Annotated in this window: 13 protein-coding genes; 3 read left to right on the forward strand and 10 right to left on the reverse strand. The window is 55.7% G+C overall.

What is annotated here, in order from left to right:
* Positions 1-2: 2 nt before the first annotated feature.
* From ACR3FB_RS23385 to ACR3FB_RS23430, 10 genes are all read right to left on the reverse strand, one after another.
* Entirely contained in the window at positions 3-1,058 is a 1,056-nt protein-coding gene (locus ACR3FB_RS23385) for a TrbL/VirB6 family protein (RefSeq protein WP_170417979.1), read from the reverse strand.
* A complete protein-coding gene (locus tag ACR3FB_RS23390; protein WP_170417977.1) occupies positions 1,055-1,555 on the reverse strand; it encodes a hypothetical protein in 501 nt (166 codons plus the stop codon). The genes ACR3FB_RS23385 and ACR3FB_RS23390 overlap by 4 nt, the downstream gene beginning before the upstream one ends.
* On the reverse strand, positions 1,552-2,298 hold the full coding sequence (locus ACR3FB_RS23395) for a type IV secretion system protein (protein WP_170417973.1): 747 nt from the start codon (positions 2,296-2,298) through the stop codon (positions 1,552-1,554). Before ACR3FB_RS23395 ends, ACR3FB_RS23390 begins: the two co-directional genes overlap by 4 nt.
* A complete protein-coding gene (locus ACR3FB_RS23400) occupies positions 2,298-2,435 on the reverse strand; it encodes a hypothetical protein (RefSeq protein WP_170417970.1) in 138 nt (45 codons plus the stop codon). The genes ACR3FB_RS23395 and ACR3FB_RS23400 overlap by 1 nt, the downstream gene beginning before the upstream one ends.
* Entirely contained in the window at positions 2,432-4,798 is a 2,367-nt protein-coding gene (locus ACR3FB_RS23405) for a VirB4 family type IV secretion/conjugal transfer ATPase (protein ID WP_170417967.1), read from the reverse strand. The genes ACR3FB_RS23400 and ACR3FB_RS23405 overlap by 4 nt, the downstream gene beginning before the upstream one ends.
* Complete coding sequence (locus tag ACR3FB_RS23410) at positions 4,791-5,069, reverse strand: VirB3 family type IV secretion system protein (RefSeq protein ID WP_152460684.1); 279 nt, start codon at positions 5,067-5,069, stop codon at positions 4,791-4,793. Before ACR3FB_RS23410 ends, ACR3FB_RS23405 begins: the two co-directional genes overlap by 8 nt.
* A gap of 3 nt (positions 5,070-5,072) precedes the next feature.
* The gene (locus tag ACR3FB_RS23415; protein WP_152460685.1) at positions 5,073-5,354 is read right to left on the reverse strand and encodes an HAD family hydrolase; all 282 of its coding nucleotides are present in this window, start codon (positions 5,352-5,354) and stop codon (positions 5,073-5,075) included.
* Positions 5,351-6,034: a lytic transglycosylase domain-containing protein gene (locus tag ACR3FB_RS23420; protein ID WP_331252774.1), complete on the reverse strand. Its 684-nt coding sequence runs from the start codon at positions 6,032-6,034 to the stop codon at positions 5,351-5,353. The genes ACR3FB_RS23415 and ACR3FB_RS23420 overlap by 4 nt, the downstream gene beginning before the upstream one ends.
* A gap of 462 nt (positions 6,035-6,496) precedes the next feature.
* Positions 6,497-6,910 (reverse strand): thermonuclease family protein, encoded by a 414-nt coding sequence (locus ACR3FB_RS23425; protein ID WP_170417964.1) that lies wholly within the window; start codon positions 6,908-6,910, stop codon positions 6,497-6,499.
* Positions 6,911-6,958: 48 nt separating this feature from the next.
* Positions 6,959-7,315, reverse strand: coding sequence for a hypothetical protein (locus ACR3FB_RS23430; RefSeq protein ID WP_142638830.1), 357 nt, complete (start codon positions 7,313-7,315; stop codon positions 6,959-6,961).
* A gap of 419 nt (positions 7,316-7,734) precedes the next feature.
* On the opposite strand from ACR3FB_RS23430, the gene ACR3FB_RS23435 reads away from it, so the two are divergent.
* The 3 genes from ACR3FB_RS23435 (at position 7,735) to ACR3FB_RS23445 (ending at position 10,991) form a co-directional block, all read left to right on the forward strand.
* Positions 7,735-8,193 carry a hypothetical protein gene (locus ACR3FB_RS23435; RefSeq protein ID WP_170624892.1) on the forward strand — a complete coding sequence of 153 codons (459 nt, stop codon included), beginning with the start codon at positions 7,735-7,737 and terminating at the stop codon, positions 8,191-8,193.
* 367 nt (positions 8,194-8,560) lie between these two features.
* Positions 8,561-9,850: a helix-turn-helix domain-containing protein gene (locus ACR3FB_RS23440; RefSeq protein ID WP_170417959.1), complete on the forward strand. Its 1,290-nt coding sequence runs from the start codon at positions 8,561-8,563 to the stop codon at positions 9,848-9,850.
* Positions 9,851-10,037: 187 nt separating this feature from the next.
* Positions 10,038-10,991, forward strand: a complete 954-nt coding sequence (locus ACR3FB_RS23445) for a LuxR family transcriptional regulator (RefSeq protein WP_170417956.1) — start codon at positions 10,038-10,040, stop codon at positions 10,989-10,991.
* The last annotated feature ends 70 nt before the right edge of the window (positions 10,992-11,061 follow it).

Below are 11,061 nucleotides of genomic sequence, written 5' to 3' on the forward strand. Positions count from 1 at the left end.
ATTTAGGAAGATTTATTGACGCGAGCTTGTCGAATGCTCTGCCGGTAACGGTCAGCGGCGTAGCTCTGTCGAGCCGCCCCATCCTGATTGCGGGCTCTGTGTGCAATGTCCCGACGCGCTTGCATCGCGCGCGAGGCGCTGTCACGAACACCTGTCCCATCGCGGGCTGCGGAGGCCATCGCGGCGGCGGTTTTCCCACCGGCTACTGCACCCCTTGCGCCGTCGCTTGCAGTGCCCAATGCACTTCTTGCGGCAGCGACGGCACCAGTTGCCACGGCAAGACCCGAGGATGCCGAAACGATTGCACCCGACATTCCGCCCGCGAGCGATGGGATCTGCGTGAGCATCACGATTGACACAATGCAGATCGCCAAAAACCGGCCACTGGCCTCCATATTGTTCACATCCTCAACAGCGGTCAGTTCTGAGCTGAAAAGGGCCTGAATAAGAGAAACAATACCTGTCAGAACGACGATGACCATGATCAGGCCAACAGTCGTTTTCGCCCAGGCTGCGAAGATATTGGCTGTTGCTGAGCTGAGCAGCGTTGCGATGAAAACAGGCGCTAGTCCCAGCAGGACCGCCAGACCGCCTTTTGCGATCAGCGCCATGCCGGTGCCAAAAGCTACGATGACAGCCCCAACAACCCAGAGAATAGCCCCGGTGATGCTCAGGCCCCAGGTCGCGTTTTCAATGGCCTGCTGGCCCATCAAGAAACACTGAAGCGCAATGTCATCGAGTGCTTCCCAGACATTTGTTGTGCCGGTCAATTCTCCGGCAATCGTGTCTGGGAGGCTCGAAATGCCCTGATAAATGGGCTGAAAGAAGCTCCAGCTGGAAGCCATACCAATGATGATCGTCGCCCGAATGATCCAGCCGACATAGCCACCAAACCCGATTTCCCGGATTTGAAGCACACCGTTGATCAGCATTGCCACGAAGATCAGCGCGGCTATTGCCCAGAGGGCGGATGCAAGATCCGCCGCCAGGCTGTTGTATGCTTGCTGCGAGAAGTTATTAAGCGCAGCCTCAATCGAGCTGACGAAATCTTGGATCACGGCCCACAAGCCTCCTCAATTGCAGGGCGCAGAGCTTCCAGACGGGTCCGTTGCTCTTTTTTAAGCGCGGCAAGATTGTCGGACGGTTGGGTCCAAAACTCGTCTTGGTCAGCTCCGACCTTTTGGGCCGCGTCCTCACGGCTCAAACCACCCAGCGGACATTCGGTGCTGTAGGTCTCGCCAGACTTGCGCAGATTACATTGCTCGATGGTGGCCTCGTGCGCTGCTATGACCTGTTCATTCAGGATCACCACCGACCAGTTGGTCACAAGAGGCTGCTTGTCTGCGGATTGGCCCGCTTCGGCCATGCGCGCTTGATCGTCTTTGACGAATTGACGACCGTACTCACTCGCGCCCGAGTACCCAAGGCACTTACGATATTCATCGAACGGCATATCGACCTTGGGTGACGGGCGCAGCTTCACCTGTGCCGATGCAGCACCCGACATAACGACGGCGGCTGCAATGGTCAGGATGAGAGTTGAGCGGAGTTTCATTGTGAGGTTCCTCGTACATAGTTGCTGAGTGTCGAAAGATCAGCAGCGGTTGCAGCCAGATCCGTGCCCGACGCCAGAGCATTAGCCGAGGTTGCGCGCAAGATTTCAATTTCAACTTGCAGGAGTTTCAGGAGAACCGCCGTGTTATAGTCGATTGCATCCTTCAGATCTTCTTGCTGACCGATTTCACCGCGCAGTTTTTCAGCATCTTCGGAGAGCTGACCGGCCATGTCATAGCCATTCTCACCCAACGCCGACGCCATCAGGCCCGCACCACCACGCTCAGACAGGATGCGGCGAGCCTGCACATCCGATCCGCTGAAGTCGGACAAGATGCCATCGTTCAGGCCGAGGTTGATTGATCGACGTTCCATTGCCTGCGCAGCGACATCGGGCAGGCCGGAGATACCGCCCTCCGCTGCATCCAGTGCGTAGCCGAGCGTGTCAGCAGCAGTCGCCAGTTTCAAAAAGCTGCGGCTGTTGAACTCATCCAGATCTGTCAAACCGCTGATGGTTTTGAAGGAGTTTTCGAGCAATGCCCGCTGTTGTTCCAGTTTCTCGTACTGTTCCAGCAATTGCTCGTACTGGCGGACCATTTCAGCGATTTCTTTGGCCGAATTGGCGGCGTCCTGCGTGATGGATGCAGAGTCCACCACCGGAACACCCTGGGCCGATGCCATGACGGGCAGGGCGGCCAGAACTGAAACAGCAATGGTTGTGCGGAATTTCTTTGAAATATTCATCAGACAAGCTCCAAGTTTTCAGGGGGGGTCATGCGCTCAAAGTCGCAGGCGCATTTGCTGCGATAGCCCGAATAGGTGCTGGTGCAGGCTGAGACAGCGGCCAGAACTACAAGGGCGATTACAAGGCGGGTTTTCATGTGATTTCCTTCCAGAAGTTGGGGTTTTTTCGCCAGTCAGGATCAGGGAACGATTTTCCGTCTGATCCGCTCAGAACACGGAGAAGCGGGCCGAGAGCGCCGACATCGACATCGAGCCAAACACTCTCATCACCCTTTTTCATGAGCATTACGCGGTCGCCAAAATGCGCCCTCAGCGCGGCCAGCTCTGAATCGTTCAAGCCGATTGCCCGGTAGTCTGCTTCATTGCCGGATCGAGAGGGGAACAAGAGCTGCGTGCTGGTGTTTTCCAGGATCGACTTACTTGCCGCCGACGACAGGAGGTGATCGGGGATCTGCGTCATCATCATCATCATGACGTTCAGCTTCCGATACGTGGTGTAGGCATTTATGAGAATGCCAGCGCCATAAGGGTTGCCAGCAATTACCCATGCTTCATCAATCACAAAGACAGTGGGTATCTTGGTGGCGCAGCGGCGTTCGATCTGGCGCATGACGTAGCTGATCCATGCCAGCCGCACCAACTCGTCATCCAGAACCTCGGAAATGTCGAAAACAAGATGACGGGCGCCAGCAGCAAACGGATCTGAGCCACCCTCGCCAAACATCCAGGACAAGCGGCCTTCGCCAGCCCATTCACTTGCACGCTTGTACAGGTTCTTGTCATCGTCAAAGGCTCTGAACCGTTCCACCAATGAATCGAAGTTCTGAAGCGCAGGCGGCAAAGTGGCATTCGCTTGGCAAGCCCGCGTGATTTCATCCTTTTGATCGGTGGTCAGTGGTTCGTCATAGCTCAACAGGGCAATGACCCAATTGGCGAGCCAGCTTTGCCCAGCCTCATCCGTCTCGGTCTGAAACGGGTTCATGCCGGTTGGTTCACCAACTCGGACGCGGGTGTACTGTGCGCCGAGCGCACGCATGGGGGCCTCCATCGCCCGGTCTTTGTCAAAAGCGATGATCCGCGCGCCCTGTGCAACCGCCGTTGTCGCCAGCAGCATCGCGGTCACAGTTTTACCCGATCCGTTCGGCCCCAGAACGATTGTGTGGCCGGAGGGCAGGTTTTCAGCGTCTTTGCTGGTCTTGGGAAGGTGCAGCGAAACATCGTAGCTGTCCCCGTGCGTTGTCGGCAAAGTCGCCAATGGCCCCGGCCAGGGCAGCTTTTCCGCATCCAACCCTTTAGGGCGCATGTGGAACGCAACCATGTCCGCAAAGTTCTGGTCCGTGATCAGTTCTTCACGAGGACGGAATGCGAAGTTGCCGGGGTGCTGCGCGAAGTACACCGACCGCGCCGACATCGCTTCGCGTTTGACCGTGCCGCCCGAAATCTGGATTTCACCGATGATGTGTTTTTCGGCGGTTTTCAGATCTTCCTCGTTCCCAAACACACAGATCGACAGGTGGTGCTTGCCGAGTGACATGGTGCCGGAGGCAATGCCGTCCGCCAGAATGGACAAATCTTCTTCAAGCGACTTCGCTTTGTCGCCTGCCGAGCGCATTTGTCCCGACTTGCGGCGTTCCATTTCCTGCGCCTGGGCGCGGCTGATCGGCAGGAAGGATTGCGAAATCACAACATCAACCGGCAGGTCCAGCCCGTCGAAAATGCCGGGGAACGAAGCCATCGGGTAATTCTTCAGGGAATAGACACGGATGGAGCGTTCCTGATCGTCGCCCGTGACCAGTTTGCCGGTCTTGCCCTGAAACAGCACATCCTCTTGCGGCATGTTGAAGGCGATGGGTTCTGCAATGTTCGTGTGAATGATCGGCTGATACCGACCGTTCAACAGCATTCCATAATAGCCGAGCCAACGCCCCTCGCTGAGCTTCAGCCGGCGCACCCGGCTTTCGCCCAGCGTGCCCGCCAGTGTTGTGAAAACACCGTCGAGCTGTTCGATCATTTCGCGGCGTTCCTCGTCTATCGTTCCAGACGACATGCCGAACATCTGTTTTGCCCGCTCATCCTGCCGCTTTTGCAGAATGGCGCTGATGATGATCTTGCGTTCTTTCAGCTCTGCATCGACGGAAGCTGAGCGCATGGCCTGTGCCACTGCACCGGCAAAGCCGGTTGGATCTGTGATGACATGACCCGTCTCAGCCGGGACGGTCAGTCGATGAACGTAGAATGCCACCTCATTGGGTGTTGTGCGCAACACACGCTCAAACCGTTCGGCCAGGAACTCGAACTCGTTTTCGTCCAGCGTGTTTGCATTGATTCCGGTGATTTCTGCAGCGGCGATAAGGCCACCGTTGCGTGTGGAAATAACCTCATCGTCCACGACATAGCCATAAGGCAACATCTGAAAGAGGCTCATTTCATCCTTGCGCCAGCTCGGCTCGATCAACGAGCGGGCAAGGGTCCACAAATCCTGTGCAGCAGGCTTAGGCACTATAGTAATCTCCCCCATGATGCTGGCGGTTTTTGGTGCGCGGAGTTTTGGAAAGGGTTACGGACAGGACGCGGAAGAAAGCCGGTTCCCATTCGTAAAAGAGGCGAAGCCCGGTGTAGAAAACAAAACCCGCAATGATTGCTGGCGCTATCCCGAACATGAAGAACGAAAGCATGGTCATCCCGAGGATCACCAGCAGATAGATCACGGGTAGGCCGCCCCATTCTGCGGGGCGGCTCAGGCCGCGAAAGACCGTATTGCGGCGCGGCATCAATCAGCCTCCGATGAATGTATCAGCGAGGCCGATAACAGCGCCGACGACGATAGCGATTACCGGGCCTTTCAACGAACCCCAGCCGAACACATAGGCGAGACAGCCCCAGATGAAGCCGACAGCGGCAAGGCTGACGCCAACGACCTTCGAGTCGGCCAGTGTTTCGTTGATGAAATCGCCAATGGCATCTTGCAGCCAGCCAGCGGAGGCGGGCGCTGCGGTGATGATGAACGCAGTGATCGCGAAAAACGCCATCTGCTGGTAGAAGTGGGTTCTTTTCATAGGTCTTTACTCACTTTGCTTAGGATGATCCGCACGTAGTTGCGGGTTTCGGTGAAGGGGGGGACGCCGCCGTATTCGACGACGCGGTGAGGCCCGGCGTTGTAGGCGGCAAGCGCCAGCTTCCAGGTTCCGAACTCGCGGTACTGCGCCGCCAAATAGCGGGCACCACCGTCGAGATTTTCTGCAGGGTTCTTTGGGTTCACGCCCAGGTCTTTCGCCGTTCCGGGCATGAGCTGTGCGAAGCCATAGGCACCCTTGGGCGACAGAGCATCAGCGCGATACCGGCTTTCCTGCCAGACCAGTGCCATGAACAACTCGGCCGGAATGTCGTGCCGTTTTGCCGCTGCATGGATTTCTTTGACGATCCGCTCTTGCGACCAGCCGCCCGAGGATCTGCGAGGCCGCGGTGCTTTGCCCGCAATCTCGATCTTTGCCTGCGGTTTGGGGGTTGGTGCTTCCGGCTTTTCATTAAGCGTGTATTCACGCATCCGGATTGGACGAACGACGCCATCAACGATTTCTGCGCGAATGCCGTTTAGATACACGCTTCCATCAGGTTCGTATTCAATGACCTGGGCACAGACATCCGTTCCGAAAGTCGCCGTCAAGAACGCCAACAACGGCCAAACGGCGTTGATCCGACATCTGTTATCGGTGAAGCTTTTGATGGAGCTGGTCACTAATTTGTCCTCCAAATTAGGTCAGTAGTTTTTACATAATTACTATTATGGGGTCGACTTCAGGTCATCTGAGCGGTGGGGAATCGGGTGCTGGGACACAGCACTGAACCTTCAGTGGCGCCGCAAAAGACCAATGTCTGGTTCGGATCTCTTAGTCAGATGTTTTGGCTGGAACGTTCGGATGTCCCGCGCGCCTCAATCGTCAGACAGCGCTAAGGGATCGGAGGTGCAGACGCGTTGTCTAGGTTTGCACCCATTGACTCTGTCGCGGTGCTGCCCAATCTAGGACCGGCATCTCGGACTACTGTTTTTACCATAGTACAGTTCTCTCTTGATGTTGGAGGAATGCCCGGATGGATTAAGGGCGTTTCTTGTCCTGTCGATTGTTGGCGCAATCGGCAGGACTGCTTATTGCTTAGTCGTTTCTCTCTGCTGTCATAAATCGTTGTTTTATCCTTTCTTTCAGCCGCACCAGGACTGGCGCTTGCCACCCGAGTACGGGCGCGCCAGACCTTCAGAAATCAGGATGGCCCCGACGTTCTGTCCAGACACGCGCCCAAGCGCCAAGAAGCGATCGTGGACGTCAAAGTGCAGCTCAATCTCAAGTTCAATTACGCCCGCGAAGTTGATGAGCTCCGTCAGCCGGTCCTTGGCTCGTAGACCCAAAGCTCTCTCAGCATCGCACTGAGCCCGGAATGTCTCAGGCGTATCAAACCCAATAAGCCGGTATCGGTCGTCACCATGGTCGATCGTGTCACCGTCAACGGCAATCACCTCGGATGCGCCGAGAGTCTTTGTTTTCCTAGCTGGTTCAATCCAAACTGCAGCAATGAACAAGGACGCGAGTGCAGCGCTGAGAAACAAGAGCCGTTTCATGCGCCCTGCCCCAGCATTTTGATGAGCCGGGTTCTCGAACGTGACCGATCAGGTTTTGGATTTCGCGTCCAGGGCCTGAGCTGCTTCGAGACCCTCTGGGGTAATCGACTCGATCGTATAGTCTGATTTGACGCAGAGAATGCGCCCATCACCAAATTCCTGATGATGCTTGAAGAGGCCCGGCCAAAGATCGAACTCTCTGGGCTCAGCGCCCGCTCGAGAGATCTTCGACTTGCACAAGGCCCCGACATAGTTCGGCGAGCTGTAAATGCAGTGGTACTTAGGTCGTCCAAGGGAAGCGAGTCCGATAAATTCGTAGCGGCATGTAAAGGGAACCTGATCCTCTTTCAGGCCCCGGACCATCTCGATGGTTACCACAGTGTATTGTCTCTTGTTGTCCGCCATGACGACCCCCTATGGGCCGTCTTCTACATCCAAAAGTTGTGGACTAAAACACAATCTACGTCAATATAAGAAAACCCGCCAATATACGATATTGGATTGTCAGAAATATATTGGCCGGATATTGCTTAGGCGATTCGCAAGCAGGAGAGACCATCTTGAAACACTCAAAATCCGGAAATCGAACTCGCGCGAAGGCCCTTGCAGTTGCACTCGCTGCACTGCCAGCCACGCAGGCTCGTGCCTATCCAATTGACTGTGCCATATTCCTTTGCCTCGCCGGGGGTTGGCCAAGTTCGGCTGATTGCGTCGCAGCCAAGGCGGAGTTCATTCGGCGCATCACACCCTACCCGGTCGAACCGCCGCTTCAACTCTGGCGCTGTCCGATGAATACGTCACACAGCCCCTCGGACTTGGGTCCTATGGAACGGTTGGAAGCCATCAAGCGCACCAGTGCTAGCCCAGTTCCAGAGCTTCCATCGGATGACACCGCTAAGCCAATACTGGTAGACGCAGCGATCTCGATAGGAAGGATCGATGCACATCACGGCCAATACGGTGACGGTTTCCAAGCCACCCCGATCAGCGTCGATCTTTCTTCTTCCGATTTCGACGTTGTGAGATCCATCAGGGTTTGGGATGTGCGCCACTACAGCTATCGCCGTCGTTCAAGGGAGGGAGATTGCGAGCGTTCGCTTGATCTTGTGGTTGGCACCTACGACGATAATACGAATTTTCGCTGGTCCGAGCGCGCTCCTGCCCCAATCCCTTACTGGCTGCCACTGGGCAATCGCTGTGAACCTCCCAGCTACTTCCGCGGCGTTGGCGTCGAGTGGACCGACACATTCGGGTTCAGCGACTACGAACTCATCCGATATTGAGGTGCTGACCTGCGGTACAACGCGTTGCTCCTGGCTATGCCACCAAAAATCGCCAGCTGCATTTTTAAACCAGGCCGATTGGCCCGGAGGAAAAACTTAATCCCAGAAACAAAAACCCCCGCAAGGCGGGGCCTCAGCGGGGATCTTCTTAAGTCACGTTTGATCACCTGATTTATAGGAAACTCCAAAATTACTGACAAGGACAAACGCATCTGTGCGAACGGTTTTTCTGTGTCTTTTTGCTGAGGTTCGAGCCGCCTTGCTTCCCCAATGAGAAGCAGACCATGAGACCGTTGAACCATTCCGAACACCCTGCCCCGCGAAGCCGCGATATCAACACTGACCTTTGCCAAATGAGGCCAAATCCATGAGCTTTCGGCAGATCGCATCCGCCCATCACCACGATAATATTCGCTTTCACAACGGCCTTCCTGAGGGCTGGAACCGTGACAGGTTACGTCAGCTCTGCGTGGGATATGCGCAGATCAGAGGCGCATCAGCCCAGTGTATTCGCACCTTAGAGATCATCATCGATATGATTACGCCATGTGCTTTTCGAGACCCGTCTCAGGAACCCTTTTGCTACGCGCGCCAGGAAACCCTCATTGCCGGGCGAGGCGTGACAGATCGGACAATCCACAATCACGAACGTGAGCTGGAAAGGATTGGTCTGATCGAACGCAGGCTTGGCGCAAATGGCGCGCGCTGTAAGCGCAAGAAGCTTGGACTCTTCCTGACCCCTGCCCTGAACCTCATTCCCGAGATGCGCGACGCGGACGTGCGCAGCAAGGCCGAGAAGAAAGAACAGGACGAGCTGCGCGGGGATCGATCACGGCTTTACCGATATGTGAAACATAGTCTGGCCGTGCTTCTCTTACTCCCCTGCCCTCCTGAAAGTCTGGAAGGCATGAAGGAGGAACTTCGATCCTGGCCGCGCGCCGACAAGTTGAAATACATGACGCTGGAGGCGCTCAAGCTACATGTTCAGGCGGCTTACGACCTTTGGAGCCGGATCGAAGAGCATGTCGCAAAACCCGGTGAAATTTCGGGTGAACCCGAAGCTTGTTTCGGGTGCCATATACAAGACCAAATTGAAGAAACAATTCTGTCCTGTAACGCCGATGGCGAGAGTTCAATGTCCTCGGCAAAAGCCTCGGAACCAGATTGTTCCGGCTCCGGGCCTGACGGCCCTCCGCATTGCTTAGAAAGCAATCATCCGACAGATACGGCATCGCGCAAGGCCCAAAAACTACCGCGGGTGAATAACCGCATCCTATATGAACTGGCCTCACCCGAGCTGCGCATGCATATCGATATCGCGGGTGGCGGAGATCAGAATTCCAGCCCGTCGCTCTACGCGATTGAGACCGGCGTTTGGTCGCGATTGTCGGAGATCGGCGCCAATGCCTCGGCTTGGCGTACGGCGATTGACCGATTGACCGTGATGGGTGCAATCCTGGCCGGGTTGATCACAGACGCGAGGCTGAGCGATCCACGGTTGCCGCCAGTGGTTAATCCGGGCGGATATCTGCGCGGTATGGTGCACGCAGATGAGCGCGGTGAACTGAACCTGATTTCCAGTTTCATGGGGCTTTTGGCGCGTAGAGCCCGAGAGGAGGAAGACGGGCTTCCGCAAGATCACTGCAGCGGGTTTTAGCCGTGCCGGGTTATGAGCCGCCAGCTTCTCCAATTCATGTGTCTCATCGGCAGGTTTTCGCTCCGTTTCCGCCTCCAGAACAGAACTGTATTCAAATGCATGATTGGCTACGGGAATTCCCGAGTGGTTTGTTCAGCTTTAGGTTGCTAAGCGGCCTCGACGGCAACGCGGAACAGAAAGACGATCTATGAAAATCGCGGACATTGGCAATTCTGAACTGGATTTCAGGCAGACCGGGGAGGCGCGCCTTCAGGAAATTTGTTCGAGGTTCGGACTGGAGAATGCGTCCTACGCCCATATCGACAAGCATCACAACGTTGTCCACGGCTGCACCACGTTCCCGGCCGAATGGGTCAGGCACTACGTCGACAACGACATGGTCCTGGTCGATCCCCTCATCCGGTTTGGCGCCGCAATGATCGCACCAATTGATTGGGCTGTGTTTGATGATCAGCGTGAACACGCACCGCTATTCGATGCAGCGAGAAAATTTGGTGTGGGTCAGCACGGACTATCCATTCCGGTTATCAATCCGTTTGGGGAGCGTGGTGTCTTTACGGTTACCTCCAACCTGCGCCGATCCGACTGGGACGCCTTGGTCGGGAGTATGCTCCCTGCCCTTCGCCACGAAGCGCAGGTCCTGCATCTACTCGCGCTCGATGTGATTGATACAGTTTTCAACTTTCCTACGGATGCGTTGTCCGATCAGGAGATGGATGTTCTGAAGATGCTCGCATCAGGATTGATCCCATCCGTAGTTGCTGGCCAGACGGGGCTCTCCTCCAGGATGGTGCATGCTTTGACGTCTTCGATCGTCACAAAACTCAAGTGCCGGACAACGGAACAAGCAGTGGCGAGAGCTGTCAGCACAGGTATTCTTAAATGGACCGATTTCTTTGCCGACCCGGTCGCCGAACTTGCGGATGTTGAAGGACAGACCCTTTGCGGCGGGATCGTGCGTTGGTCTGGAAGATCACACGAGTTGATCACCTTTGAAGATGGTCGAACGGTGCGGAACTTGGATAGCTTTCAGGCGGTTCAGGTCCAGGAAATTGCCAAAGACTTCAATCTGGATGCTGAAAGGATCCTCGAAGAACTTGGACCCAACCGGGATCAATGCGTGTGGATCAGGCATCTCTGAGTTCGGCCCACGTGCACCGCTTGATTTGCAAAATTGTGAGCAGGGGCAAGTTTCACATAATTTCACTTAT

It is taken from the genome of Ruegeria sp. AO1, assembly GCF_056535985.1.

Excerpts from the sequence above, each read along its gene's own strand:
- ACR3FB_RS23390 (WP_170417977.1), bottom strand. The coding sequence starts at position 1,555 with ATGAAACTCCGCTCAACTCTCATCCTGACCATTGCAGCCGCCGTCGTT.
- ACR3FB_RS23395 (WP_170417973.1), bottom strand. The coding sequence starts at position 2,298 with ATGAATATTTCAAAGAAATTCCGCACAACCATTGCTGTTTCAGTTCTG.
- ACR3FB_RS23400 (WP_170417970.1), bottom strand. The coding sequence starts at position 2,435 with ATGAAAACCCGCCTTGTAATCGCCCTTGTAGTTCTGGCCGCTGTCTCA.
- ACR3FB_RS23410 (WP_152460684.1), bottom strand. The coding sequence starts at position 5,069 with ATGCCGCGCCGCAATACGGTCTTTCGCGGCCTGAGCCGCCCCGCAGAA.
- ACR3FB_RS23415 (WP_152460685.1), bottom strand. The coding sequence starts at position 5,354 with ATGAAAAGAACCCACTTCTACCAGCAGATGGCGTTTTTCGCGATCACT.
- ACR3FB_RS23425 (WP_170417964.1), bottom strand. The coding sequence starts at position 6,910 with ATGAAACGGCTCTTGTTTCTCAGCGCTGCACTCGCGTCCTTGTTCATT.
- ACR3FB_RS23430 (WP_142638830.1), bottom strand. The coding sequence starts at position 7,315 with ATGGCGGACAACAAGAGACAATACACTGTGGTAACCATCGAGATGGTC.
- ACR3FB_RS23435 (WP_170624892.1), top strand. The coding sequence starts at position 7,735 with ATGGAACGGTTGGAAGCCATCAAGCGCACCAGTGCTAGCCCAGTTCCA.
- ACR3FB_RS23440 (WP_170417959.1), top strand. The coding sequence starts at position 8,561 with ATGAGCTTTCGGCAGATCGCATCCGCCCATCACCACGATAATATTCGC.
- ACR3FB_RS23445 (WP_170417956.1), top strand. The coding sequence starts at position 10,038 with ATGAAAATCGCGGACATTGGCAATTCTGAACTGGATTTCAGGCAGACC.